Genomic DNA, 23,907 nt, shown 5'->3' with positions numbered 1-23,907 from the left:
CTCACACCCCCGACAGTTGCAGCGGCAGTTCCCGCAGGCGCTGCCCGGTCAGGGCGAACACCGCGTTGGCCACCGCCGGCGCGGTCGGCGGCACACCGGCCTCGCCGATGCCGCCGGGCTTGTCGGTGCTCGGCACGATGTGCACCTCGACCACCGGCATTTCATTGAGGCGCAACACTTGATAGTCGTGATAATTGGACTGCACGACATGGCCGTCCTTGAGCGTCAGCTTGCTGTGCAGCGCCATGCCCAGGCCGAAAGTGATGCACGACTCCATCTGTGCCGCGATGCTCTGCGGGTTGACCGCAATGCCGCAATCCACCGCACACACCACCCGGTGTACGCGAATCTTCAGATTGTCCTGCGACACCTCGGCCACCTGCGCCACATAACTGCCGAATGACTCGTGCACCGCCACGCCCAGCGCATGGCCGTCCGGCAGCGGCGCTTTCCAGTTGGCCTTCTCCACCGCCAGATTCAACACGCCAAGGTGTCGGGCATGCTCCTTGAGCAGCGCTCGCCGGTACTCCACCGGGTCCTTGCCTGCTGCCGTGGCCATTTCATCGATCAGCGATTCCATGACAAACGCCGTGTGGCTGTGGCCCACCGAGCGCAGCCACAGCACGTTGATCCCGGTGGTCGGCGAATGCAGATCGACCTGATGATCTGCCAGGCCCTGAATGTATGGACTGTCCGCCACACCCTCGACCGAGGTCTGATCGACGCCGTTCTTGACCATGGTTTTCTCGAGCATGGTGCCGGCCATGATCGACTGCCCGACCAGCACATGCTGCCACGCCTGCGGCATGCCGTCGGGGCCGAGGCCGATCTTCGCCTGATGCAGGAACATCGAGCGGTAATAACCGCCGCGAATATCGTCCTCACGCGACCACACGGTTTTCACCGGCATCGCGGCAGCCTTGGCCACTTGCACCGCTTCGGCGACAAAGTCCGACGTCGGGTTGGCCCGGCGACCGAAACCGCCACCGAGAAATTCAGTGTGGATCTCGACCTGCTCCGGTTTAAGCCCGGTAATTTTGCCGGCGACCATCTGATCCAGCGTCTGGAACTGGGTGCCGGTCCAGATCTCGCACTTGTCGGCACTGATTTTCACCGTGCAGTTCAGCGGCTCCATCGGCGCATGAGCCAGATAAGGCACGCTGTACTCGACATCGATTTTCTTCGCTGCTTTGCCAAAGCTGCCCTTGGCATCGCCGGCATGACTGGCGGAAATGCCCGGTGTGGCCGCGAGTTTGCGAAAACTCTCCAGCAGTTTTTCGCTGCTGAGATCCGCGTGTGGCCCCAGATCCCAATCAACCTTCAGCGCATCACGTCCCAGTTTCGCCGCCCAGTAATGATCGGCGATCACCGCCACTCCGGTCGGCACCTGCACCACTTTATGCACGCCTGGAACAGCCAGTGCCTGTGCACCCTCGAAAGATTTCACCGTGGCACCGAACACCGGGGCGCGCGCGACCATCGCCGTCATCAGTCCGTCGAACTGCACGTCCATGCCGAACTTGGCGCGTCCGGTGATTTTCTCCGGGGTATCGAGGCGTTTGGTGGGTTTGCCGATGACTTTCCAGTCCTTGGCTTCCTTGAAGGTAATCGACTTCGGATCCGGCACCGGCAGTTGTCCGGCGGCGTCCGCCAGTTCGCCGTAAGTGGCGCGATTGTCGCCGGCAATCACCACGCCGGATTCGGTGCGGATCGTCGAGGGGGCCACGTTGAAGCGCTTGGCCGCTGCCTCGATCAGCATCTGCCGCGCCGTAGCACCCGCGAGCCGGTAACGGTCGAACTCCATCCAGGTCGAGGTCGAACCGCCGGTGATCTGCATCCCGCCAAACGCCGGCATGCCGTAATCAGCAGACGAGGCCGGCGAATGCTCGACGCGGATCTTCGACCAGTCGGCATCCAGCTCTTCGGCGATCAACATGGTCAGGCCGGTCCAGATGCCCTGGCCCATTTCCGAATGGCCGAGCAGCACGGTGACGCTGTTGTCCGGCGCAATCCGCAGGAACGCGTTCGGCGCAAATGCCTTGCCTTCATTTTCCGCCGCTGTGGCAAACCGGTTGCCGCCGGGCACCACGAACGCCACCACCAGACCACCGCCAAGCACGGCGCTGCCCTTAAGAAATCCGCGACGGGATACAGGACTGTTCATCACTCTCCTCCCCTCGCCTAGCCGATTTCGGCGGCACGTTTGACCGCTGCGCGGATTCTCGGGTAGGTGCCGCAACGGCAGATGTTGCCGGAGAGCGCCTGATCGATGTCGCTGTCGGTGGGTTTGGGGATTTTCGCCAGCAATGCGGCGGCGGACATGATCTGCCCGGACTGGCAGTAGCCGCACTGCACCACGTCCAGCTCGGCCCAGGCCTGTTGCACCGGGTGCGAACCATCAGTCGAAAGGCCTTCGATGGTGAGGATTTTCTGGCCATGGGCTACAGCGGTGGCCGGCGTGATGCACGAACGCAGCGGTGCGCCATCGACATGCACGGTGCAGGCCCCGCACTGGGCCATGCCACAACCGAACTTGGTACCGGTCAGGTGCGCGACATCGCGCAGAACCCAGAGCAACGGCATGTCCGCGGGGACATCGAGCTCCTGATCCTTGCCATTGATGTTCAAGGTCAGCATCGGGGATTTCCTCAGACTCACGGTGTTCTGAAGGGGCGTTGCGACAGCATTCGATACCGTGCACGCCTCGGCTTATCCCTTTCAGCTAAGCGCATTTTGCCCCGACGACCAGCCGCCGCGACCACCGGTCATGGCTTCACAGCATCGCGGCTACTTGTTGCGCCGTGGCTTTGGCTGATTGCGGGTTCTGTCCGGTCACCAGTTTGCCGTCAGTCACCACATTGGAGGTGAACGGCAAAAACGCCTTTTCGTAGCGCGCTCCGCGATCCTTCATCTGCTGTTCCGAGTCATACGGCACTTTTTTAGCGACACCGGCCAGCACTTCTTCCATCCACGAATAACCGGTGACCTTGCGCCCCGCCACCAGCAGGCTGCCGTCCGACAACCGCGTATTGAGCAACCCGCAATAACCATGACAGACCGACGAAACGATCCCGCCACGCTCGAAGATCTCCCGGGTCAGCCGTTGCAGGCCGGGGTCATCGGGAAAGTCCCACATCACCGCATGGCCACCGGTGAAGTAGATGGCGTCGTAATCCGCGCTGTCGATCTGCTCCGGGCTGGCGGTGTTCGCCAGCAGCGCCATACTCGCCGGATCGTTCAGCCAGGCTTTGGCCGAGCGGTCGAGCATCGGCCACTTCAGCGCCCGTGGCTCCAACGGACTTTGCCCGCCCTTGGGGCTGAGCAGTCGCTGCTCGAAGCCTTTTTCCGCGAACACCTGCCAGGCATGGGTCAATTCCCCCAGCCACAGCCCGGTGGGTTCGGTCGGGTCGGCATAGTGAGCGACATTGGTCACGACATGCAGGATACGGCGGGTCATTTGGCAGCCTCTCTTGGGGTAACGTCGACCTGACCGAAAGCCGTCAGCGGCACCGGCAGGTTCAGCACGATCTGCGCGTCCTTGATCACGTCCAGCCGCAGGATCCGCGTAGCCCCGAGGCCGTCGAGCAACTGGCTCAGCGGGCCGCCATTGCGATCCAACTGCACATCGCGCGGAAACAGGTGTTGGGCAAAGGATAGTGTGTTGCTCTGCACCACGCTCTGATGCCACAGACCGTCGACCTGATGAATCATGGTGGCGGTGCTCATACGTGATTGCGGTGTGACGTTTTTCAGGGTCGGCAGCGGCGCTTTCAGCACCAGGTCCGGCAGGCCCTTAGGCCCGTCAATGCGGGCGCTCACGCTGGTGCCGATGGTCACGTTGATGTCGGCGCGCCACTTGGGCAGTTGATAGCCGTGCACGCCACGCACCCGGGCGATTTCGGTGTTCACCGGCAGCGCCAGCACATGGGCGGTGAAGCTGCGTCGGCGCATGGCGTCCATCAGCTCCAGCGCGTGGGAGCCACGAGCGCCGGGGCGACGCACGACGATCGCCACGGAGACTTCGTCGTACGGGTCGTTGTCGCAAACCGAGTAGGAGAAAAATGTCAGCGCCACCAGCCCATAACCGGGAAATGCCCGCAGCGGTTCAAGCGGCGCAGGCAAGGTAGCGCGCAGACGGTCCAACGGCGCCAGGAACAGCAACTGCACGCTGCCGGAACGGTAATAGAAGTTCGGCGCCCAGGTCGGCCCGACTCTCGACGCGACCTGCTGCTTGGGAATGCGCCGGAAGAAGTCGATGTTGCCTGCAGCCTTGTCCCGGGCCACTTCGTCGAGGTTGGGATTCATCCGGAATCGGTCGTAGTAGCCGCCCTCCAACACTTCGACCTTGTGGGTTCCGAATTCCACCTCTGTAAAGCGCTTGTTCATGTTCGCTGACCTTCTCGCTGATTGACCCGGCGGATGGCCGGTGAGCAAGACTCTAAGGTTCAACCAAACTTTAAGGTCAAGCGCACAATGGCTATGGCCCATCATTCACGCCAGCGATGACCGTTCGGAACTTGCTTGACCTTGAAGTGCACTTCAATCCTAGAGTTGATAACGCTTGTCATCACTCCCTTCGGGGTCACGTTCCGCATTTTCCAGGAGTCGCGAACATGGGATATGTCACAACGAAAGACGGCGTCGAAATCTTCTACAAGGACTGGGGCCCGAAAGATGCCCCGGTGATCCATTTCCACCACGGCTGGCCGCTCAGCGCGGACGACTGGGATGCGCAGATGCTGTTCTTCCTCGCTCAGGGCTTCCGGGTCGTGGCCCATGATCGACGGGGTCACGGGCGTTCGAGCCAGGTCTGGGACGGCCACGACATGGATCACTACGCCGATGACGTGGCGGCGGTGGTCAATCATCTGGGGACGCAGAAAGCCGTGCATGTCGGCCACTCCACCGGTGGCGGCGAAGTCATTCATTACATCGCCCGGCATGGCGAGGATCGGGTGTCAAAAGCCGCGATCATCAGCGCCGTGCCGCCGCTGATGGTGAAAACCGAAAGCAATCCGGGCGGCTTGCCGAAGTCGGTGTTCGACGATCTTCAGGCACAACTGGCAGCCAATCGCTCGCAGTTCTATCACGACGTGCCGGCCGGCCCGTTCTATGGGTACAACCGGCCCGGGGCCAAGCCTTCGGAACCCGTCGTGCTCAACTGGTGGCGCCAAGGCATGATGGGTGGCGCCAAGGCGCACTATGACGGGATCGTTGCTTTCTCGCAGACGGATTTCACCGAAGACCTGAAAGGTATTTCGATTCCGGTGCTGGTGATGCACGGCGATGACGACCAGATCGTGCCGTACGAAAACGCCGGCGTACTCTCGGCGAAACTGCTGAAGAACAGCACGCTGAAGATCTATCCGGGCTTCCCCCACGGCATGCCGACCACCGAGGCGCCAACGATCAACGCGGATCTGCTGGCCTTCATTCGCGGCTGATTTTATTGGCCGGGGTCAGGTGTCCTGCCTGCCCCCGGCTACTCTTCGGTTCTCCCCCGCCTCCTCGCGATTACCCACATAGTGTCTGGCCAATGGAAACGCGGGCAACCACGATTCGCGACGCACCGTCCAGAGTTCGTAAGTCGGCTGCAATTGATCGGGCGCATCCAGCGCACCCAGACTGACCTCGACTTCATCGCCACTGCGACCGAACACCGATGAACCACAGCGCGGACAGAAAAACCGACCGGCGTAGTCTCGGGTTTCGCCAGTAATGGTCACCGCGTCCGCCGGAAAGATCGCCGCCGACGCAAACAGTGCGCCGTGATGTTTGCGGCAATCAAGACAATGGCAAACGCCAACCCGCCAGGGTCGGCCCGTCATTTCGATCCGCACCGCGCCGCACAGACAACCGCCGGTCAGTCGATCCATGGCACACCTCCCGCAAAATGGAATATCCGGTGAGTGAAAATAGCAGCGCAATGGGGGAACGCTTACAATCGTGGCCCATTACCACCATTCAGACAGACCACTCCTTTCATGGCGCTCGACCCCCTTACGATGTTGACCATTTCCACCGCCCTGGCAGTGGCGGCCGCCCTTTACCTGGCGGTCGAATGGCGCAGCATCCGCGAATCCTCATTGCTGTTCTGGAGCGCCGGTTTCGCCACCATCACCGTCGGCTCGAGCCTTGCCCTGCTGCGAGCCAACGGTTATCCGCTGATCGGGATCTGGTTCGCCAACGGCTTGCTGGTCGTTGCGCACTGGCTGTTCCTGCTGGGCGTCGCGCGGTTTACCCAGCGGTCGTTATCGCGAGCCTGGTACTTGATGTTCCTTGTGTGGCTGGCGTTGCTGCTGTTACCGGAAGATCCCTCGTGGTCGAAAATCATGCTGGTGGCCAACTCGCTGCTGGTTGCCGTGCTGATGCTGCGGGCCAGTCTGCTGCTGCGCCCTCACGGTAAATCATTGAGCATTGGCGCCGTGCAACTGCGTTATGTGCTGTTGATTCACGGGCTGTTTTATTTCGCCAAGGCGATTACGGCGGTGCTCCCGGGCACGCTGATCGACCTGGCGGCGTTTCGCGGCACGATCATCCAGATTTCCCTGGTCGAAGGCGCGATGGCAATCATGCTGATCGCGCTGTCGATGACCGGCACCGAGCGCTACCGCCGGGAAAAACAGATCGCCGAACTGGCCGCCCGGGATCCGCTGACCGCGCTGTACAACCGCCGCGCCCTCGAAGTCCGCGCGCCGCGCCTGCTCGGGGAAGTCTCCAGCGCCCGCCCCGGCGCCCTGCTGCTGATCGACATCGACAACTTCAAACTGATCAACGATCTGTATGGCCACACCGCCGGCGACCGCCTGCTGATTTCGCTCAGCGAAATGATCCGCTCGCAGCTGCCCCAGGGCGCGCTGGCGGCAAGGCTGGGCGGTGACGAATTCGTCATGTTGCTGGGCGATGCTTCCCACGAACAGATCATGGTGCTGGGCAGCGAATTGCGTGAGCAGTTTCAGCAGATGACTGCGCAGACCTACATCACGCCTGAAGCCGTCACCTTGAGCATTGGCGCCAAGGTGTTCGATCAGCCACCGGCCAGCCTCGCGGCGTTGATCGAACAGGGTGACAGCGCGCTCTACGAATCCAAGCGCGGCGGTCGCAACCGGATTCAACTGGCCGACTACACCTGACCTATCCTTGCCTGCATCCCGTAACGTCGGAGTTAGCCATGTCCTCGCCTGAGTCCACCCTCCTCCAGAGCTGGCACCATAACGCCCGGGCCTGGACCGAAGCCATCCGCAGCGGCGTCATCGAAAGCCGCCAGCAGGTCACCGATCAAGCCATGCTGTTGGCGCTGATGGGGCGCCAGCCTGAACGCGTGCTCGATCTGGGATGCGGCGAAGGCTGGCTGTTGCGGGCGCTGGCTGAACGCGGGATCGAAGCGGTCGGCGTGGATGGTGACGCCACGCTGGTCGAGGCAGCGCAAGCCGCAGGATCAGCGCCGGTGCACGTCGCCAGCTATGAAGATCTGGTGGAAGCGAAAGTCGACATCGGCTGCGATTACGACCTGATCTGCGCCAACTTTTCCCTGCTGCATCAGGACATCATCCCGCTGCTCGCTGCCATGAACGCCCTGCTCGTGCCCGGCGGCGCGCTGGTGATACAGACGCTGCATCCATGGTCGGTGGCAGCGGGTGATTATCAGGATGGCTGGCGGGAGGAAACCTTCGACGGGTTCAAAGGCCAGTGGCAGCCGATGCCGTGGTATTTCCGCACCTTGTCCAGTTGGCTGAATGCGCTGGACATGGCCGGGTTTCAGTTGACCAGTCTGCGCGAGCCGCAGCATCCGCAAAGCTCCGTGCCGCAGTCGTTGTTGATGATTGCCGAGCGTCGTGGCTAAAGAATCTACAGCCTCGGCTTGAGCAGAATCGCGGTGTAATGCCGTAAAAACAGCGCGAACCCCGCGCACCAGAGCACCACAGACAAGCCGAGGCCAAGGCTGGAAAACGGCACCAGCAACACCCGGCAACCCGCCGCGATCAACACCAAGGCAAACCCCACCACCACGGCTTTCGGCGGTTGCAACAAGCGGCCGGTGTGGCCGAGGCTGACCCGGGCGATCATCGCCATAATCAACCCACCCACTCCGCCGACCGCCAGCGCATGGGTCGCCAGGCTTTGCTGGCCGAGCAGTCCGAGATGCCACGTCGCCATGGCCCAAGTCGCCAACACCATCCAGCCGTAAGCCAGGTACAACGACCAGAGCAGCGGCACTCGCCACATCCCGCGATCGTGCCAGCAGATCAGCCGCCGTACTTGCAAACTGCCGGTGAGCGCAAACAGCGCGGCCAGCCACAGCCGAGGTGAATCGTTGAGACCTGCCGCAAACGTCATCGCCGTCAGCAGACTGCCAATCAACAGTAACCGCGTGGGCAACGGATGGATGGCCGGTGCGGGTGGACGGTTCAAGCCGCGCTGAATGAAAAACGGAATCACCCGCCCGCCGATCACGGTCATCAGTGCCGCAATCAGCCACAACGCACCCAGTACGCCTTGTCTTTGCAAACCGGTGTCGTCGTTAAACAGGCCAATCAAGGTAAGCGCCTGACAACCGGCCATCAGCGCGAGCACCAGCACAATCGGGTAATTGTCGCGTTTGCCCGCAGCAATCAGGTCCCGCGCCAGCATCACCGCCAGCAGCGGCAGAAAAAACCATTGCAGCGCGAGGGTCAATCCAACGGGCAACGGCATCCACCAGGCCACGCGCCCGAGCAGCCAGACCGACACCAAAGCGATCAACGCCCCGCCGCGCACACCGGGAATCCCGGTCCAGTTGGGCACCGCAGTCAACAGGAATCCGGCAACGATTGCCGCCGCAAAACCAAACGGCATTTCATGCCGATGCCAGGCGAGCATGTCGCCCGCCGGTTGCAGACCGAACCAGTGGCCGTAAAGCCACAACCCCCAGATCAGAATCGCCAGAGCAGCGAATCCGGCACCGGCCAGAAAAAGCGGACGAAATCCCAGGCTGAACACAGGTGCTACGGAGAGTCCGCGCATTTCAGGCCGCCGCCACTGCATGAGAGTTGGCCAACCGATATTGCGACAGCAGACGCATCACATAGCCGATCTTGATCAGCGTCGGGCCGACGATGGTCATCGCGTGCATCGCCACCAGCAACGCAATCGGCATAGGGCTTTGATACAGATAAGCGCCGTAGATTCCGGCCAGCAACATGGCCAGACCGGCGACGAGCACTTTGCTCGACAGGTGCAGAACGTTCAGCGGATTCTCGAAGAAAGTGAACATGTTTCGTACTCCTGAGCGGATCAGTTTGTACTTAAGGCACTTCAATTAGCGTGCCAGATTATTCGCCCAGCAATATCAGCCAGTTGCGAGAATACGAGTCAATTTGACAAAAACGAAAAAGAGTCATTTTGACAAGACAAAAAGTCAATACGACTACATTCCATCTTCACTGCATCCGACCATCGATCCGCGGCACCGCCAGCTGACCACAGACTGACTACGCTATTAATCCAGCATGTCCAACCTGCCGAGGATGACTGCCATGCAACGCTTTCAAAAACTGACGCCCTGCCTGTGGTTCGACGATCAGGCCGAGGCGGCGGCGAAGTTTTACTGCTCGATCTTCGACCACTCGAAAATTACCGCCCTCACCCACTACGGCAAGGCCGGCCAGGAATTCCACGGCCGCCCCGAAGGCTCGGTGATGACCGTCAGTTTCGAACTCGACGGCCACACTTTCACCGGGCTCAATGGCGGGCCGGTGTTCAAGTTCAATGAGGCGATTTCGTTTCAGGTCAATTGCCAGAACCAAGAAGAGGTCGATCATTTCTGGGGCAACCTTTCTGCTGGCGGCCCAGTGGAAGCGCAGCAATGCGGCTGGCTCAAGGACAAGTTCGGCGTGTCGTGGCAGATCGTGCCGGTGGCGTTCATGCACATGATGACCGATGCCGACCAGACCAAGGCCCAACGGGCGATGCAGGCCATGCTCGGGATGAAAAAACTCGACATCGCCGAACTCGAGCGAGCCTTCGCCGGCCAGAGCTAATACACTCGGGCACTGGCCTGCCGAGAACCCCGACAATGAAAGCCGCCGCCAAGAACCCTGAACAAGCCCCGCGCTTCTGGCGCGATGACGCCCTGCCCTTCATCGAGGCCCGGGCCATCGCCGATGGCCGTGAGGTCTGCTACTCACGGCACTCCCACGCGCATTTTTCCATCGGTGCGATCACCGCCGGGCGCAGCACCTATGTGCATGAGCAATCCTCGTTTGAAGTGGCGGCCGGCACGGTGGTACTGATGAATCCGGGGGATGTACACGCCTGCAACCCGATCGATGACCAGCCGTGGTCGTATCTGATGCTGTATGTGGAAACACCGTGGCTGACGGATCTTCAGCACCAGTTGGGCTTCAGTGCGGAACTTGAGTTTCGGCGGTTTTCCGATACTCATCTGAATGACGCCCGCCTGTTTGACGACTTGAATGCGTTGTACGCGGTATTGGTCGACGATCAGCAAGACGTGCTGCGCAAACAGAGCGCAGCGGTGGAATTCTTCAGCGACCTGCAACTTCGCCTGAACCCCATCGAACCATCGTTGCGCGAACCGAACTTCAAACTCGAACGCGCCGCCGACTTCATCCGCCGGCACTGCACCGACATGCTCAGCCTCGACGACATATGCGCCGCGGCCGAGCTGTCACCGTCGTACCTGATCCGCGCCTTCAAACAACACTTCGGCATGACGCCCCATGCGTTTTTGGTTAACCAGCGCATCCAGTTCGCTCGCGAGTGTTTACGTCGCGGGCAGTTGATTGCGGATGTGGCGCTCGAGGCGGGGTTTGCCGATCAGGCGCATTTTCAGCGGGCGTTCAAGCAGCATCTGGCGGCTACGCCGGGGCAGTATCGGGGATAACAACAAAAACGGCCCGCAATGGGCCGTTTCGGTTTCAGCACTCAGACACGGGGCTCAGCCATCACCTCCAGATTATCCAGCACCCGATTCACCGCCAGCTCCGCCAGCATGATCAGTTGCCCGATGCCCAACAGCACATGCCGCTGCGGCGCATCGATCATTCCGGCGAAATCGCTGGCCATGGTTTTGGCCGAGGTCAGGGTTTCGCAGGCGTCGGCGAGCAGCTCTTCATTCGGGATGCCGGGGGCGATGAGGTAGCGGGTGTTGGGTTTGAGCAGCGGTTTTCTGGGGTGGAACGGATTGAGGTAGTGGTCGAGGGCGCGTTCGGCGGCTTCGTGGAATTTCTTGGAGTCGAGGGTTTCGTAGGGCGAGGTCGGGTCGGTTTCGGGTGGGTTTGGCGTTGGTTTGATCATGGTAAAACTCCCTGATTGATGAAGCTGCCACGGTTCGCTGCGAAACGAAAGGAGGTGACAGCTGTACGCGGGTTCGCAGACCGGGAATCAAGGAACCCGGCATACCCGAAGGTATCCCGCGCACAACCGCCATTACGCGATCAGCCAAAAAAGCTGAACGGAAACGACGCTCTGGGCGCCTTGATTGATCCGGGCTGCGAAACCCGATCGCTGATTCGTCAGCGACCGACACACGATAGAACCCGGCCCCAAGGCCCACAAGCCGGCGGATTCTGGCGGATGCGTAGGCAATGGCGCAAGGTGTTGTGGCTTGCCGGAAGCATCCTTAAACACCTTTAAACCGAAGGTCCGCCACGCTCACGGCAGTAACAAATACCCCGCACTAATCGCCAATAACGACGCCATCACTCGGTTGAACAACCGCATCCCTGCCGGATTGCCGATATAGCCGCGCAAAAACGTCCCGGCATACACCCAACACCCCACCGACAGATAACAGATCACCAGATACACCGCCGCAAACTGCCACACCAGCCGTGCCTCGCCATCGGCCACAAACGCCCCCATCCCCGCCACACAGGCCAGCCAAGCCTTGGGATTGAGCCATTGCATCACCGCGCCGTAGAGCATCGACGGTGCCCTGCCCGACTCTCCCGTATTCAATTGACCGTTATCGGTGGCCAGTTTCCAGGCCATGAACAGCAGAAACGCCACCCCGGCCAGTTGCACCACGCGGGTCAGCGCCGGCCACAGTTTCAACACTTCGTGAAGCCCCAGCCCCATCAACACCAGCAACAACACAAACCCCAGCGTCGCCCCGGCCACATGCCGCTGACTGGCGCGAAAGCCGAACTGCGCCCCTGAACTCAACGCCACGATGTTCACCGGCCCCGGGGTAATGGACGCGGCCAGGGCAAACGCCGCCATCGACACAATCAGACTCATCGCACACCTGCTTCAAATCGAGGAACAAGGCGCTCACGGTAACCAGCGCCCTGCCCTTGGGTATTGAACGAAATTACCCCCGAACTCGCAGACCCACTACGCTCTACCTCAGTGACCGCTCTCGACCAGGAAGTCGCCCTCCATGATTCTGATTCTGTTGCCAGCCGCCGATTACGACCCCACCGAAAGCAGCGTGCCATGGCAGGCCATGCGCGATGCGGGCATCGAAGTACGTTTTGCCACGCCGCAAGGCTTGCCCGCCCACGCCGACTCACGACTGGTGGACATCGGTTTCGGCCTGCTGAGTTCGATGCTGATGACGCGCAAGGCCGATCTGGACAGTTACGCGAAAATGATCGAGTCCGAAGCGTTCAGGCAGCCGCTGGCGTATGCCGATGTCGACCCGAGCCAGTTCGATGGTCTGCTGATTCCCGGCGGCCACGCCAAGGGGATGCGCACGTTGCTGGAATCCAAGCAGGCCCAGCAGATCGCCCTGCAATTTTTCAAGGCCGAAAAACCCGTGGCAGCGGTGTGTCATGGCGTGTTGTTGCTGGCCCGTACGCTCGATCCCGACACCGGGCGTTCGGTGTTGTTCGGGCGCAAAGTCACGGCGTTGCTGGCGGCAACCATGGAATTGCCGGCGTGGCTGATGACCGCTGCGTGGCTGGGACGCTACTACCGCACCTACAAACAGACGGTCGAGGCAGAAGTGAAAACCGCACTGGCCAGCAAGGCCGATTTCATACGCGGCCCCCTCATTGCCAAACGCGACCAGGCAGAGAGCCCGCAAATCGGTTTTGTGGTGCGCGACAAACAACTGCTGACGGCGCGTTGGCCCGGCGATTGCCATCGATTCGCCGCCGAATGGGTGGCCCTGCTGCAGGCCACCCGTCGCGAGCCACTGCTCAGTCCAGACGTGGCACGGTGAAGCGGAATTCGCTGCCCTGCCCCGGCTCGCTCTCGGCCACGATCCGCCCGCCATGGGCCTCGACGATGCCTTGCGTGATGTACAGGCCCAGCCCGGTGCCGTTCGGGTTGCCTTCCTTCACCGTCCAGTAACGGTCGAACACGTGCGGCAAGTGATCCTTGGGAATGCCTTCGCCGCTGTCGCGCACCGTGAAGACGATGTCGTCACCGATCGATTTGGCAAACACATCAACCGTACCCAGACGCGGCGTGAACTTGATCGCATTGCCGACCAGATTCGACAACACCTGGAACAACCGCTCGGGGTCGGCATGGATGCTCAGATCGGGATCGGCCTCGAACGAGATGCTGATGTCCTTGTCCAGCGCCAATGGTGCGAGCAGTGACTGCGCCTCTTCGAACATCTGTGCGACATCGAGTTTCTGCGGGGCGATGGTGTAACGCCCGGCGTCGATTTTCGAGGTATCGAGCAAGTCTTCCAGTAGCGTGTTCATGCGCCCGGCGGCTTGCTGCATGGTGTCGATGGCCGTCGAGATACGCCGCGAAGTGTGCGGCCCGTCTGAGCTGAAAGCCTTTTGCATCATGCCGCACAGCATCGAAATCACGGTCATCGGGTTGCGCAGATCGTGGGAAACCACCGCCACCAGCTCATCGCGGGCGCGCACCGCTTCCTGCTCGCGGCGCACCTGCCGGGCCAGATCGTTTTCCAGTGCCGAGCGGCGCAGGTCGTTGGCGGCGAACAAATCACCGTGGCTCCACTTGGTGGAAATCCCGGCCATCTCGACTTTCCAGATTTCGAACGAAGTACGCGGCCGCAGACGCAGGCCGGCGTCGGAGTTTTCCAGGTCCAGCGGCTTGCGCGGGTCGCCGCTCCAGTTGATGTTTTCTTTGACCTCCGGGCGGAACCACAGCACGCCGTTGTCCACCGGTTTGGGCAGGCTCATGGCGAGCACGCCGCTGGCGACTTGCTGATAGTGCGCGGCCGGCGGGTAGACGCTGGCCAAGTGATGACTGGCAAACACCGGCTCGCCGCGCTCCTGCAACCATTTGTGCAAGGCACGAATCTCTTCCGGCTCCGGGCAGTTGCCGTAACGGTGCAATTGTTTGTCTTCGATGATCGCGATGCCACCGGCATTGGCCAGCGCCATCAGAACCTGCGGCTGGTTGGCCAGGCCATCGAAAACGTTCTGCGGCGAATCGACCATCGCCTGATTGAGCAACGCCAGCGCCTCGACCTTTTCTTCCCGTTGACGGCTGACTTCCAGCGCTTCCATCGCGCTGATCTGCAACGACAGCACCTGGCCGATGGTCTGGCATGCGGTGCGCAATTCGTGGGGCACGTGCAGCGGCTGGCGGTTGCCGCAACTGATCAGGCCCCAAAGCTTGTCGCCCTTGAGCAGGGAAATGCTCATCGACGACAGCACGCCCATGTTCTTCATGTACTGGCAGTGGATCGGCGACACACTGCGTAGCGTGGCGAAGCTCAGGTCCAGCGGGGTCTGGGTGTCCGGGCGCAACTTGGGCACCAGCGGCACCGGTTGGTAGTCGGCATTGGGGATGATCCGCAGCCAGTTGGTGCGGTACAGCTCGCGGGCCTGCTCGGGGATGTCCGAGGCCGGGAAAAACAGACCGTTGAAAACTTCCATCGACGGATCGGTCGCTTCGGCGATGACCTGACCGTGGCCCTCCTCTTCGAAACGATAGATCAGCACCCGGTCGTAACCGGTCATGGCCTGGATTTCCTTGACGCTGATGTCGTACAGCGCTTGCAGGCTCTGGGCCTTTTGCAGGCGCGCGAGCATTCGCCCCAGATGGGTTTCAGTGCCGGCAACGTTGCGCGGCTGGAAGTTTTCGACGTGGATTTCCAGCTCCAGGATCAGCAAATCCTGATGGCGGTGCAGCAAGCCTTCGAACGCGGTGCCATTAAGGCGAAAGTGCAACGGCGGCGCATCGGACAAGATCGGCTGTTGCAAGGCCTCGCGAACCTGCGCGGCGTGGGCATCACCGATCAGGCTTTGCAATGGCTGACCGATCAGTTCCTGTGCCGGGCGCGCGAGCAAGGTCTCGACGTTGGCGCTGATCTGGATGATCGAAAGCTCGGGCTCGCTCAGGGTCAGCAGCAGACCGTGGGGCTGGATGGCGCCGGGAAAACGGATCGGCTCGTCGGCGCAGTTGGCCAGCAACTCTTCAAAGGCTTCTTTGTCTTGCGGGGTCATACCAGAACCTCCTGGCTTTCGAGCCAACGCTCGAAACAGCTGAATGTGGTGTGAGCGGCCGCCACGACGGCTTCACGCTCGTCGGCGTCCATCGGGCGGCTGCCCAGGTATTCGATGAAGTCGCGCCAGCGCCGGCCGGTGGCGGCGCCGTAGATGTCCAGAAACGCTGCGCCGTTGTCCGCGCCCAGGCTCAGGCGTGTGGCGATTTCCCGGCGCAGGATCTGCCCGCCGAGGGTCGCGCCTTCCAGCACGTACAGCACGCCCAGGCAGGCGGCGGCGGAGTTGATGTCGGGCAACTGACGGCAGAGCGAAAAATCCCCGCCACTTGCGCCCAACGCGTGCAGATCCCGTTTCAGGGTCGGCGCCTTGAGGCGCGAGACCAGATCAAAATCGGCGGGGATCGCGCCGCTGTCCTGCAACGCGGCTTCCAGCGGCTGATAGAAACCGTAATAGGCGCGCATCAATCGCTCGAAAGCGCGCAGATCAAGGGTGTCGGAGAAGTAAGGAAGGCGTTTTTCCAGTGCGATGTGCAGTTCGGCGGTGCCGGCGCGCAGATCCTGCAACACCGGTGGCACATGAACCTCGCGGGCCTTTGCTTGCATGTAGTCGCTCGTAGAGTGGGCCGCCTGGGGCCATTGGGGAATGGAAACGCATGGCGCGAAAGCTTACACGGCAATTGTCCTTTCTGACCCGGCAGATAATTTTTTCTGGCGGATTCATCACCCTGTGAGGGATTCAGAGTTGACGGGGCGGCGGAAAGTTCGAACGGATTCACGCCCGACAATCGCTGTACCGCGACTCTGCAGCCTTACTGTACGGTTCCGGCCTGCCGCCAGCGTGATAAAAATAGCCGTCCCGCCACCGGAGCCCGTGCCATGGATCTCGCCACCCTTTCCCTGTTTCTGCCCGCCTGTTTCGCCTTGAACATGGCGCCCGGCCCGAACAACCTGCTGTCGGTCAGCAACGCCACCCGCTACGGCTATCGTCGCGCCTGCGTGGCCGGGGTCGGTCGGCTGCTGGCGTTCGCCGGGATGATCGCCCTCGCGGCGGCGGGGCTGGCGGTGGTGCTGCAAACGTCCGAGCTGTTGTTCTACGGGATCAAGATTGTCGGCGCGGGGTATCTGTTGTACCTGGCATGGCAGCTGTGGCGGGCCAATCCGACTGCCGAAGACGCCGTTACGGCGCCGGCGAACGGGCTGCTGGCCCTGGCGCGTCAGGAGTTTCTGGTGGCCGCAGGTAATCCCAAGGCCATTCTCATCTTCACTGCATTCCTGCCGCAGTTCGTCGACCCGAACCGTGCCATCACCCCGCAGTTCATGTTGCTGGGGGTGCTGTTCCTGTTGCTGGAATGGATCGCCATCAGCGCCTACGCCTATATGGGCCTGCACATGCGCCGCTGGTTCGCCGAGCCGCGCGGCAAGCGGATTTTCAACCGTTGCTGTGCGGGACTGTTGTCGGCGGCGGCTTCGGTGTTGCTGATGGCCAAGCGGGCCTAAGCTTCGGACGGGCCTTTGAGTTCGACCTGATTGCCGTCCGGATCAAAGCAGTACAGCGACAGGCCGTTGCCCTCCGCGCCAAAGCGGGTAGCCGCCTTGTCGACGGTCAGGCCGCAGGATTGCAAATGGCTGATCAGCGCCGCTTCATCGAACGGCTCGATGCGCAGGCAGAAGTGATCGACATTGCGCCGCTCGCTGCCGGCAGCGGCGCCGCCCTTACGACCGATTTCGCCGTCGAGGTCGACCAGATCAATCATCGACGTGCCGGCGCTAAGGTGCACCAGACCGAATTTTTCGTTGCGCTTGACCACTTCGGCACCGAAGACCCGGTCGTAGAAATCAATGCTGCGTTGCAGATCCGCAACGCGCAGCACGATGTGATCGATGTGGTGAATCGTGAACGGTGGCATACCTTCATTTCCCGAGTTGTAGCGACCCGGTCACTGTAGTGCAGCGGCCCGAAAATTCACTGTCGATTTTTCGGTGGAGCCATCGAATAACTGGTTTTATCCTCGGCCCATGAACATACAGACCGCTGTCCTGCCCCCTCACGCTGAAATGGTTCGCGCCATGCTCGCAAGCGACACCGCCTATGAAGGCGTGTTCTTCACGGCGGTGAAAACCACCGGGATCTTTTGCCGCCCGACCTGCACGGCGCGCAAGCCGAAACCGGAAAACGTCGAGTTCTTCGCCCACGCTGACGACTGCCTGTCCGCCGGTTATCGCGCCTGTTTGCGCTGCAAACCGCTGGACGCCGCAGCCATCGCCCCGGACTGGGTGCAACGGCTGTTGAAAGCCGTCGACGCCGATCCGGAGTTGCGTTGGAGCGACGCGCAATTGCTCGCAGAAGGCATCGAACCGCTGAAACTGCGGCGCTGGTTCAAGCAGCATTTCGGCATGACCTTCCACGCCTGGCTGCGCACCCGCCGGCTCGGCGTGGCGCTGGGCGGGATCAAGCAAGGCACGTCCATCGATCATGCGGCGTTCGACTCCGGCTATGAATCCCTCAGTGGTTTTCGCGATGCATTCCAGAAGTCGTTTCACATCACGCCGGGCCGTGCGGCGGCCAGCGAACCGCTGCTGTTCACCCGCCTGACCACGCCGCTGGGGCCGATGATCGCCATGGCCGAGCGACGCGGACTGGTGCTGCTGGAGTTTCTCGACCGCCCGGCGCTGACCCGCGAAGTCGAAGAACTGCAGAACCGCTACGGCTACGTCGTCGCGCCGGGACACAATGCGCATTTGCAGCTGATCGAAAACGAACTGGCGCTGTACTTCGCCGGCAAGCTCAGCGAATTCAGCGTGCCATTGCATCTGCCCGGCAGCGACTTTGCCCGTCAGGTCTGGGCCGAACTGCGGCAAATCCCCTACGGCCACACCAGCACTTACGGCACCATTGCCGCGCGGCTGGGCAAACCTGGCGCCAGTCGCGCCGTGGGCCTGGCCAACGGGCACAATCGGCTGTCGATCGTGGTGCCATGCCACCGAGTGATCGGTGCGGACGGCTCGCTGACCGGCTATGGTGGTGGGCAACCGCGCAAGGCGTTTCTGCTCAGGCTGGAAAACGCTGCCGTGCAGATGACGCAACAACTGGCGTTCTGACAAACCACCCCCCACGCCCTCCCGGCGTTCAAATCAACGGATCATTGAAGTTGCTGATGCCCGATCCCTACCAACCGGCCAGCGAGTTTCTGGCCAGCCTCGACGCCGACTGGCAGCGCCACATTGCTGCCGTCGGCCCTTGCCTGCATCAGCCGCACCCGGCGCGCGATCCTTATGAATCGCTGGTGCGGGCGATTGCCTATCAGCAACTGCACGCCAAGGCGGGCGACGCGATTGTCGGTCGGTTGGTGGGGCTGTTTCCCGGGCAGTCGTTTCCGCGTCCCGAGCAGATTCTGGCGACGGATTTCGACCGGTTGCGCAGTTGCGGGTTTTCGGCAGGCAAGATTACGACGATTCAGGGGATTGCCCAGGCGACCCTGGATGGCGTGGTGCCGGATTACTCGACTGCGCTGGCGATGGAGGATGAAGCGCTGATCGAGCGGTTGGTCAGCCTGCGCGGGGTTGGGCGCTGGACTGTAGAGATGTTGCTGATCTACAGCCTGGAGCGGCCGGATATTCTGCCGGCGGATGACTTTGGCGTGCGCGAGGGGTATCGGCGGTTGAAAGGGTTGGAGAGGCAGCCTACGCGCAAGCAGATGATTGAGATCGGGTTGGGGTGGAGTCCGTATCGCACCGTGGCGGCCTGGTATTTGTGGCGGGTACCAAAAGCGCCCTCACCGTAAGTGAGGGCGGCTTTTCAAAGGCCCGATTTCAACCGACTGAACGCCCGAATCAAAGCCCGGTTGAACGCCTTGCCATTGTCATTCTTGCTATACAACGAAGCCCTCACCGCCTCAGGCGGATAAGTCCCCGGATCATTACGAATCGCCGGATCGATCAACCCGTCCGCCGCCGTGATCGCATTGGCGTAGTGAATGGTGTCGGTGATCGGCGCGATCACCTCAGGCGTCATCAGGTAATCCATCAATGCCAGCCCGGCCTCGGGGTGTGGTGCGTCCTTGGGAATGACCATGGCGTCGAACCAGATCAGCGTGCCCTCCTTCGGAATCCGGTAATTCAACTTGAACGGCTTGTGGGCCGCTTCGGCCTGCCCCGCCGCAATGGCAACGTTGCCGTTCCACGACATCGCCACGCAGGTGTTGCCGTTGGCCAGGTCGCTGATGTTCAGGTCGTTGTCGAAGTAGCGGATGTACGGGCGGATCTTCGCCAGTTGCTGCTCGGCGAGTTTCAGGTCATCCAGGCTCTGGCGGTTGATGTCCAGGCCCATGTACTTCATGACCGCCGCGAACACTTCGTTCGGATCGTTGAGCAGGCTCACCCCGCAATCGGCGAATTTCGACACCACGGCCGGATCGAACAGCATCGCCCAACTGTCCCGTGGCGCGTCCGGCAGACGCTGCTTCACGGCCTCCTCCTGATAGCCGACGCCGGTAGTGCCCCAGGCATAGATCCCGGCGTAGCGGTTGCCTGGATCGAAGACTGCCATGTGCTGACGGAACTCGTCGCCGACCCCGGCAAAGTGCGGGAGCTGCTGCTTGTTCAGGGTCTGGATCGCGCCGCTCTCGATAGCCCGCGACAAGTGCTGGCCGGCGGTCAGCACCAGGTCGTAGCCGCTGCGGCCGGTGAGCAGTTTGGTCTCGACGGTTTCCAGCGAATCAAAGTGATCGGCGACCACCCGAATTCCGGTTTTCGCCTCGAAATTCTTCAGGGTATCCGGGGCCAGGTACTCGCCCCAGATGTACAGGTTGACCACCGGTTTCGCCGTTTCGGCAGCCTGCACACACAGGGGTGCAAGCACCAGCAATAACGCTTTACTCAGTTTGTGCAGGCCCATGGTCAGGCTCCTTTTTTCTGGCCGGCGTATTGCGGCATGGTGATGCACGCGACGTTGCCGCCACCGAGCAGGATTTCTCGGGAGTTTTCGATGCCGACGATCTTGTGTTGCGGGAACAGTTCGGCGAGGGTCGCCAGCGCCACCTGGTCGTTGCGATCACCGAACAGCGGCACCACGATCGAGCTGTTGCCGGCGTAATAGTTGATGTAAGAGGCACAGATTTTGGTGCCGGCCTGACGGGTGTGGGTGCTGTCTTGCTGATCGAGGCCTTCGGCTTCTTCGGCGGTCCACTCCAGCACGTCTGGCTGCGGCAGCTTGTGCACGATCAGTTCGCGGCCACGGCTGTCGCGGGTACTGCGCAGAATGTCGTAGGCCTCCTGATAGATTTCCCACTGCGGATCGTCACGGTTGTCGGTCCATTGCAGCACCACTTCGCCGGGGCGCACGAAACACGCGAGGTCGTCGACATGGCCATCGGTTTCGTCGAACTTGCAACCGCGCGGCAGCCAGATCACTTGTTCGGCGCCGAGGTAATCGGTCAGGCGGCGGGTGACTTCGTCCTTGCCCAGGTGCTGGTTGCGATTGCGGTTGAGCAGGCATTGCTCGGTGGTGAGGATGCTGCCCTGTCCGTCGCTCTGGATGCCGCCGAGTTCGGCGATCAACGGCGCGCGATAGCGGTCGAAACGTTCGATTTCAAGGATCTTGCTGGCGATCTGGTCGTCCTTGTCCCATGGGTAGTAAAGCCCGCCATCGAGGCCGCCGTAGGCGTTGAATTCAAAGTCGACGCCACGTACTTCACCGCTCTGGTCGTTAACCACGAAGCACGGGCCGCTGTCGCGGAACCAGGTGTCGTTGCAGGTCATCTCCACCACGCGCACTTGCGGCGGCAACTGGCGGCGGGCGGTGGCGAACTGGGCCGCCGAGGCGCAGACCGTCACCGGTTCACTGTGGGAGATTGCGGTGACGATCTGCGCCCAGACTTTCTGCGCTGGCTTGGCGCCGTTGCGCCAGACGTCGGTGCGCTCCGGCCAGCCGAGCCAGCAACCGGACTTGGCTTCGAATTCGCCGGGCAGACGGAAGCCGTCCTGTTTCGGGGTGGTGTCGAGCAAACGTGCCATGGTCAAACCTCGTCATCGGGATGGGAATGACCTCAGGCTACGGTCGCGGGCCGTCGCGCCGCCAACGATGATTATTTCGGAACAGTTGAATTCAACTCATCAATCCGCCAGCTGATCGTTGAACCACTCCAACATCTGTGCCACCGCCGGACGCTCCAGCCGTACCCGCTCGCAGACCAGTGCGTATTGGCCCAACGCGGTCATGCTGGAGGTGAACGGCCGCACCAGACGCCCGTTCTGCAAATCCTCCTGCGCCGTGAGGTTGTCGCCCATCGCCACGCCCTGCCCTTGCGCCGCCGCTTCCAGCGCCAGGCCGGCGTGGGCGAAATACAACTGGCGCTCCGGGCGCAAGTCGCCGGCATGGCTAGTGAGCCAGGCGGTCCAGGTCTTGCCGTCCTGATCGTCATGCAGCAGGCAATGCCGGGCCAGGTCCTTCGGGGTTTTCAGGTTGCCCTGATTGAACAGGCCGGGGCTGCATACCGGGAAGAACTGCAACGCCGGCAACGGGCGGACGAAATACGCGCTGCTGTCCACCGGGCCGGTGCCGTAGGTGATCGCCAGATCGATGTCTTCGCCGGGTGCGGCGGCGTCGATCGGTTGCTCGTAGAGGTGCAAGGTGATGTGCGGATAACGCGCGTAGAAATCGGTCAGACGGTTCATCAGCCACTTCTGCGCCAGCTCCGCCGTCACCGCCAACCGCAACACGGCGAGCGAGGACGGATCGCGCAACTCGTCGCAGGCATCGCCGATCAGTTCGAAGGCCTGTTGCAGGCTCTGCATCAAGCGTCCGGCGGCGATGGTCGGGCGGATCTGCCGGCCCTCGCGGATGAACAGCGACATGCCCAGTTGCTCTTCGAGCTGGCGGATCTGATGGCTGACGGCGCTGTCGGTGACGCACAGCTCGGCGGCGGCCCTGCCGAAATGCGCGTGACGGGCGGCGCATTCGAAGGTTCGCAGGGCGGCCAGGGAAGGTAGTCGGCGCATGGATTTGGGTCCCTTTTTTTGCGGACATGCTGACCGGGCTTTTCGCAGGCGTCCAGTTGCACCGCGGTAGCGGCGGCACAGGCGCAACATCTCTTCTAGGCTGAACCGCATCGACAACGCCAAACCGGAGGCCACCATGCACCTCGAAGGCTCCTGCCACTGCGGCGCGGTTTCATTCACCCTCGACAGCGCCCACCCCTACCCTTATCAGCGCTGCTACTGCTCGATCTGCCGCAAGACCCAGGGCGGTGGCGGCTATGCGATCAACCTCGGCGGCGACGCGGCCAGCCTCAAGGTACGCGGGCGCAAACACATCACGATCTACCACGCGAAGATGAAAGACGATGGCGACAAACGCGCCCATCGCAGCACCGCCGAACGACACTTCTGTTCGTTGTGCGGCAGCGGCCTGTGGCTGTTCAGCCCGGAATGGCCGGAACTGATCCACCCGTTCGCCTCGGCCATCGACACACCGTTGCCGGTGCCGCCGGAACACACTCACCTGATGCTCGGCTCGAAAGCGCCATGGGTCGAAGTGCAGGCGAGCGCGAAGGACCGGCAATTCGAGGTCTACCCCGAAGAATCCATCGCCCAATGGCACGAACGGCTGGGATTGAGCCGATAGCGGCCTTCACAGTCTTTGACAGTTTCCCGACAAAGCTGCCAAAGATTGCCGGCCGCCCCCCGCCTAGCATGGTGCATCCATATTCCTAATCGGGTGCCCCATGCCGGTTTCGCTGCGTACGTTTTCGCTGTCCCTGACCTCCCTTTGCCTGCTGTTGCCCGGCGACTCGCTGCGCGCAGAGGACTGGCACACCACCCTGCGCGCCGGGGCCGCCAGTGCGCCGCGCTACAGCGGCAGTGACGAGCGGGTAGTGGCGCCATTGGTGGGTGTCGAAATCGTCAGCCCCTACGGCGTGTTCCTCGACACTAGCCGAGGCCTGGGCTGAGGTTTCGATGAAGAGGATTTCGGCCTCAGCGTCTACATCGGCGCCAGCGACGTGCGCAAGGATCGCAAGGCCGGCTACAAGGGCTCGGACGAACTCAACGGCATGGGTTCGATCAAGTCGCGCCCGGTGATCGGCCTCGACGGGACGTATCACCTCGGCCCGCTCATTCTCGGCGCGAGTTTCGAACATGCGCTGGAAAAGGACGACGATGACCACGACACCGGCTCGTCCTGGAACCGTCTCAAGCTGAGCATCAGCGCGCCGCTCTACGAAGGACGTTTCGGCAAGGTGACCGGCGGTCTCAACAGCCAGTTCGGTGACAGCAACTACATGCGCACCTGGTACGGCGTCAGCGATGCCCAGGCTTCGCGCAGCCAGTTCCGGGCGTACAAGGCCCGGGCCGGGTTGATCAGCCGTGGTGCAGACCTGACGTGGTCATTGCCGCTGGACAAACAATGGAGCGTGTCGACGGTGCTGGCACTGCAGTACCTGAACCACGAAGCCGTCGACAGCCCGATTGTCGAACGTCGGCTGCAGACGTCCCTTGCCGGGCAAGTGGTCTACACCTTTTGATCG

The 23,907-nt window shown here is 61.9% G+C and carries 25 protein-coding genes and 1 pseudogene; 11 read left to right on the top strand and 15 right to left on the bottom strand.

All coding sequences use genetic code 11. The features are described from left to right. Position 1: 1 nt before the first annotated feature. The 4 genes from NH234_RS12615 to NH234_RS12600 form a co-directional block, all read right to left on the bottom strand. Positions 2–2,164: a molybdopterin cofactor-binding domain-containing protein gene (locus NH234_RS12615; protein ID WP_367256767.1), complete on the bottom strand. Its 2,163-nt coding sequence runs from the start codon at positions 2,162–2,164 to the stop codon at positions 2–4. Between the two features lie 17 nt (positions 2,165–2,181). After that, a complete protein-coding gene (locus NH234_RS12610; protein WP_010459764.1) occupies positions 2,182–2,637 on the bottom strand; it encodes a (2Fe-2S)-binding protein in 456 nt (151 codons plus the stop codon). Between the two features lie 136 nt (positions 2,638–2,773). Continuing rightward, positions 2,774–3,457: a type 1 glutamine amidotransferase domain-containing protein gene (locus NH234_RS12605; protein ID WP_367256765.1), complete on the bottom strand. Its 684-nt coding sequence runs from the start codon at positions 3,455–3,457 to the stop codon at positions 2,774–2,776. Next, the gene (locus NH234_RS12600; RefSeq protein ID WP_367256764.1) at positions 3,454–4,386 is read right to left on the bottom strand and encodes an acetoacetate decarboxylase; all 933 of its coding nucleotides are present in this window, start codon (positions 4,384–4,386) and stop codon (positions 3,454–3,456) included. The genes NH234_RS12605 and NH234_RS12600 overlap by 4 nt, the downstream gene beginning before the upstream one ends. Before the next feature lie 227 nt (positions 4,387–4,613). Between NH234_RS12600 and NH234_RS12595 the strand changes: the two genes are divergently transcribed. Then, positions 4,614–5,444, top strand: coding sequence for an alpha/beta hydrolase (locus tag NH234_RS12595; protein WP_085733085.1), 831 nt, complete (start codon positions 4,614–4,616; stop codon positions 5,442–5,444). Positions 5,445–5,459: 15 nt separating this feature from the next. Here the strand turns inward: NH234_RS12595 and NH234_RS12590 are convergent, their stop codons facing one another. Continuing rightward, entirely contained in the window at positions 5,460–5,876 is a 417-nt protein-coding gene (locus tag NH234_RS12590; RefSeq protein ID WP_367256762.1) for a GFA family protein, read from the bottom strand. A 108-nt stretch (positions 5,877–5,984) separates the two neighbouring features. Here NH234_RS12590 and NH234_RS12585 point away from each other — a divergent pair, with 108 nt between their 5' ends. Next, positions 5,985–7,133, top strand: coding sequence for a GGDEF domain-containing protein (locus tag NH234_RS12585; RefSeq protein WP_367256760.1), 1,149 nt, complete (start codon positions 5,985–5,987; stop codon positions 7,131–7,133). 38 nt (positions 7,134–7,171) lie between these two features. Beyond that, a complete protein-coding gene (locus NH234_RS12580; RefSeq protein ID WP_367256758.1) occupies positions 7,172–7,843 on the top strand; it encodes a class I SAM-dependent methyltransferase in 672 nt (223 codons plus the stop codon). 5 nt (positions 7,844–7,848) lie between these two features. On the opposite strand, the gene NH234_RS12575 is transcribed toward NH234_RS12580, so the two are convergent. After that, a complete protein-coding gene (locus NH234_RS12575; protein WP_367256757.1) occupies positions 7,849–9,003 on the bottom strand; it encodes an NnrS family protein in 1,155 nt (384 codons plus the stop codon). A gap of 1 nt (position 9,004) precedes the next feature. Next, positions 9,005–9,253 (bottom strand): transmembrane sensor/regulator PpyR, encoded by a 249-nt coding sequence (locus tag NH234_RS12570; RefSeq protein ID WP_085733090.1) that lies wholly within the window; start codon positions 9,251–9,253, stop codon positions 9,005–9,007. Between the two features lie 262 nt (positions 9,254–9,515). Here NH234_RS12570 and NH234_RS12565 point away from each other — a divergent pair, with 262 nt between their 5' ends. Continuing rightward, positions 9,516–10,019, top strand: a complete 504-nt coding sequence (locus tag NH234_RS12565) for a VOC family protein (RefSeq protein WP_085733091.1) — start codon at positions 9,516–9,518, stop codon at positions 10,017–10,019. 35 nt (positions 10,020–10,054) lie between these two features. Then, the gene (locus tag NH234_RS12560; protein ID WP_367256755.1) at positions 10,055–10,885 is read left to right on the top strand and encodes a helix-turn-helix domain-containing protein; all 831 of its coding nucleotides are present in this window, start codon (positions 10,055–10,057) and stop codon (positions 10,883–10,885) included. 41 nt (positions 10,886–10,926) lie between these two features. On the opposite strand, the gene NH234_RS12555 is transcribed toward NH234_RS12560, so the two are convergent. Together NH234_RS12555 and NH234_RS12550 are read right to left on the bottom strand one after the other, a co-directional pair. Beyond that, positions 10,927–11,298, bottom strand: a complete 372-nt coding sequence (locus NH234_RS12555; protein ID WP_085733093.1) for a DUF6124 family protein — start codon at positions 11,296–11,298, stop codon at positions 10,927–10,929. 357 nt (positions 11,299–11,655) lie between these two features. Next, the gene (locus NH234_RS12550; RefSeq protein ID WP_085733094.1) at positions 11,656–12,243 is read right to left on the bottom strand and encodes a LysE family translocator; all 588 of its coding nucleotides are present in this window, start codon (positions 12,241–12,243) and stop codon (positions 11,656–11,658) included. Between the two features lie 142 nt (positions 12,244–12,385). Between NH234_RS12550 and NH234_RS12545 the strand changes: the two genes are divergently transcribed. Next, entirely contained in the window at positions 12,386–13,171 is a 786-nt protein-coding gene (locus tag NH234_RS12545) for a type 1 glutamine amidotransferase domain-containing protein (RefSeq protein WP_367256753.1), read from the top strand. Here the strand turns inward: NH234_RS12545 and NH234_RS12540 are convergent. Beyond that, positions 13,149–15,386, bottom strand: coding sequence for an ATP-binding protein (locus NH234_RS12540; RefSeq protein ID WP_367256751.1), 2,238 nt, complete (start codon positions 15,384–15,386; stop codon positions 13,149–13,151). The genes NH234_RS12545 and NH234_RS12540 overlap by 23 nt on opposite strands. Continuing rightward, positions 15,383–15,988 carry a biliverdin-producing heme oxygenase gene (locus NH234_RS12535; RefSeq protein ID WP_367256749.1) on the bottom strand — a complete coding sequence of 202 codons (606 nt, stop codon included), beginning with the start codon at positions 15,986–15,988 and terminating at the stop codon, positions 15,383–15,385. Before NH234_RS12535 ends, NH234_RS12540 begins: the two co-directional genes overlap by 4 nt. Positions 15,989–16,261: 273 nt before the next feature. Here NH234_RS12535 and NH234_RS12530 point away from each other — a divergent pair, with 273 nt between their 5' ends. Beyond that, complete coding sequence (locus NH234_RS12530; protein WP_085733098.1) at positions 16,262–16,882, top strand: LysE family translocator; 621 nt, start codon at positions 16,262–16,264, stop codon at positions 16,880–16,882. On the opposite strand, the gene NH234_RS12525 is transcribed toward NH234_RS12530, so the two are convergent. Next, a complete protein-coding gene (locus tag NH234_RS12525; protein ID WP_367256747.1) occupies positions 16,879–17,292 on the bottom strand; it encodes a VOC family protein in 414 nt (137 codons plus the stop codon). The two genes, NH234_RS12530 and NH234_RS12525, sit on opposite strands and share 4 nt — an antisense overlap. 109 nt (positions 17,293–17,401) lie before the next feature. On the opposite strand from NH234_RS12525, the gene NH234_RS12520 reads away from it, so the two are divergent. Together NH234_RS12520 and NH234_RS12515 are read left to right on the top strand one after the other, a co-directional pair. After that, the gene (locus tag NH234_RS12520) at positions 17,402–18,484 is read left to right on the top strand and encodes a bifunctional transcriptional activator/DNA repair enzyme AdaA (protein WP_367256745.1); all 1,083 of its coding nucleotides are present in this window, start codon (positions 17,402–17,404) and stop codon (positions 18,482–18,484) included. A gap of 56 nt (positions 18,485–18,540) precedes the next feature. Then, the gene (locus tag NH234_RS12515; protein WP_367256743.1) at positions 18,541–19,167 is read left to right on the top strand and encodes a DNA-3-methyladenine glycosylase; all 627 of its coding nucleotides are present in this window, start codon (positions 18,541–18,543) and stop codon (positions 19,165–19,167) included. Between the two features lie 14 nt (positions 19,168–19,181). On the opposite strand, the gene NH234_RS12510 is transcribed toward NH234_RS12515, so the two are convergent. The 3 genes from NH234_RS12510 to NH234_RS12500 all read right to left on the bottom strand — a co-directional run bounded on the left by NH234_RS12510 (position 19,182) and on the right by NH234_RS12500 (position 22,381). Then, positions 19,182–20,279, bottom strand: a complete 1,098-nt coding sequence (locus NH234_RS12510) for an extracellular solute-binding protein (RefSeq protein ID WP_367256742.1) — start codon at positions 20,277–20,279, stop codon at positions 19,182–19,184. 2 nt (positions 20,280–20,281) lie between these two features. Next, positions 20,282–21,397: an agmatine deiminase gene (aguA, locus tag NH234_RS12505; protein WP_367256741.1), complete on the bottom strand. Its 1,116-nt coding sequence runs from the start codon at positions 21,395–21,397 to the stop codon at positions 20,282–20,284. 99 nt (positions 21,398–21,496) lie between these two features. Then, entirely contained in the window at positions 21,497–22,381 is an 885-nt protein-coding gene (locus NH234_RS12500) for a LysR substrate-binding domain-containing protein (RefSeq protein ID WP_367256740.1), read from the bottom strand. Between the two features lie 136 nt (positions 22,382–22,517). Here NH234_RS12500 and NH234_RS12495 point away from each other — a divergent pair, with 136 nt between their 5' ends. Both NH234_RS12495 and NH234_RS12490 read left to right on the top strand, forming a co-directional pair. Beyond that, a complete protein-coding gene (locus NH234_RS12495) occupies positions 22,518–23,006 on the top strand; it encodes a GFA family protein (RefSeq protein ID WP_367256739.1) in 489 nt (162 codons plus the stop codon). A gap of 100 nt (positions 23,007–23,106) precedes the next feature. Beyond that, positions 23,107–23,904: pseudogene (locus NH234_RS12490) on the top strand (MipA/OmpV family protein). The last annotated feature ends 3 nt before the right edge of the window (positions 23,905–23,907 follow it).

This window comes from Pseudomonas sp. stari2, assembly GCF_040760005.1.
In the GTDB taxonomy this organism is placed as follows: domain Bacteria; phylum Pseudomonadota; class Gammaproteobacteria; order Pseudomonadales; family Pseudomonadaceae; genus Aquipseudomonas.
The sequence above is the reverse complement of the archived record's forward strand: the minus strand, read 5'-3'. Positions and strand labels throughout refer to the sequence as shown.

What these genes read in the sequence shown, in the direction of transcription:
- NH234_RS12605 (WP_367256765.1), bottom strand. Translation starts at nt 3,457, where the DNA reads ATGACCCGCCGTATCCTGCATGTCGTGACCAATGTCGCTCACTATGCC.
- NH234_RS12520 (WP_367256745.1), top strand. Translation starts at nt 17,402, where the DNA reads ATGAACATACAGACCGCTGTCCTGCCCCCTCACGCTGAAATGGTTCGC.
- NH234_RS12560 (WP_367256755.1), top strand. Translation starts at nt 10,055, where the DNA reads ATGAAAGCCGCCGCCAAGAACCCTGAACAAGCCCCGCGCTTCTGGCGC.
- NH234_RS12545 (WP_367256753.1), top strand. Translation starts at nt 12,386, where the DNA reads ATGATTCTGATTCTGTTGCCAGCCGCCGATTACGACCCCACCGAAAGC.
- NH234_RS12580 (WP_367256758.1), top strand. Translation starts at nt 7,172, where the DNA reads ATGTCCTCGCCTGAGTCCACCCTCCTCCAGAGCTGGCACCATAACGCC.
- NH234_RS12555 (WP_085733093.1), bottom strand. Translation starts at nt 11,298, where the DNA reads ATGATCAAACCAACGCCAAACCCACCCGAAACCGACCCGACCTCGCCC.
- NH234_RS12610 (WP_010459764.1), bottom strand. Translation starts at nt 2,637, where the DNA reads ATGCTGACCTTGAACATCAATGGCAAGGATCAGGAGCTCGATGTCCCC.
- NH234_RS12535 (WP_367256749.1), bottom strand. Translation starts at nt 15,988, where the DNA reads ATGCAAGCAAAGGCCCGCGAGGTTCATGTGCCACCGGTGTTGCAGGAT.
- NH234_RS12615 (WP_367256767.1), bottom strand. Translation starts at nt 2,164, where the DNA reads ATGAACAGTCCTGTATCCCGTCGCGGATTTCTTAAGGGCAGCGCCGTG.
- NH234_RS12590 (WP_367256762.1), bottom strand. Translation starts at nt 5,876, where the DNA reads ATGGATCGACTGACCGGCGGTTGTCTGTGCGGCGCGGTGCGGATCGAA.
- NH234_RS12510 (WP_367256742.1), bottom strand. Translation starts at nt 20,279, where the DNA reads ATGGGCCTGCACAAACTGAGTAAAGCGTTATTGCTGGTGCTTGCACCC.
- NH234_RS12500 (WP_367256740.1), bottom strand. Translation starts at nt 22,381, where the DNA reads ATGCGCCGACTACCTTCCCTGGCCGCCCTGCGAACCTTCGAATGCGCC.
- NH234_RS12525 (WP_367256747.1), bottom strand. Translation starts at nt 17,292, where the DNA reads ATGCCACCGTTCACGATTCACCACATCGATCACATCGTGCTGCGCGTT.
- NH234_RS12565 (WP_085733091.1), top strand. Translation starts at nt 9,516, where the DNA reads ATGCAACGCTTTCAAAAACTGACGCCCTGCCTGTGGTTCGACGATCAG.
- NH234_RS12540 (WP_367256751.1), bottom strand. Translation starts at nt 15,386, where the DNA reads ATGACCCCGCAAGACAAAGAAGCCTTTGAAGAGTTGCTGGCCAACTGC.
- aguA (WP_367256741.1), bottom strand. Translation starts at nt 21,397, where the DNA reads ATGGCACGTTTGCTCGACACCACCCCGAAACAGGACGGCTTCCGTCTG.
- NH234_RS12515 (WP_367256743.1), top strand. Translation starts at nt 18,541, where the DNA reads ATGCCCGATCCCTACCAACCGGCCAGCGAGTTTCTGGCCAGCCTCGAC.
- NH234_RS12550 (WP_085733094.1), bottom strand. Translation starts at nt 12,243, where the DNA reads ATGAGTCTGATTGTGTCGATGGCGGCGTTTGCCCTGGCCGCGTCCATT.
- NH234_RS12600 (WP_367256764.1), bottom strand. Translation starts at nt 4,386, where the DNA reads ATGAACAAGCGCTTTACAGAGGTGGAATTCGGAACCCACAAGGTCGAA.
- NH234_RS12585 (WP_367256760.1), top strand. Translation starts at nt 5,985, where the DNA reads ATGGCGCTCGACCCCCTTACGATGTTGACCATTTCCACCGCCCTGGCA.
- NH234_RS12595 (WP_085733085.1), top strand. Translation starts at nt 4,614, where the DNA reads ATGGGATATGTCACAACGAAAGACGGCGTCGAAATCTTCTACAAGGAC.
- NH234_RS12575 (WP_367256757.1), bottom strand. Translation starts at nt 9,003, where the DNA reads ATGCGCGGACTCTCCGTAGCACCTGTGTTCAGCCTGGGATTTCGTCCG.
- NH234_RS12495 (WP_367256739.1), top strand. Translation starts at nt 22,518, where the DNA reads ATGCACCTCGAAGGCTCCTGCCACTGCGGCGCGGTTTCATTCACCCTC.
- NH234_RS12530 (WP_085733098.1), top strand. Translation starts at nt 16,262, where the DNA reads ATGGATCTCGCCACCCTTTCCCTGTTTCTGCCCGCCTGTTTCGCCTTG.
- NH234_RS12570 (WP_085733090.1), bottom strand. Translation starts at nt 9,253, where the DNA reads ATGTTCACTTTCTTCGAGAATCCGCTGAACGTTCTGCACCTGTCGAGC.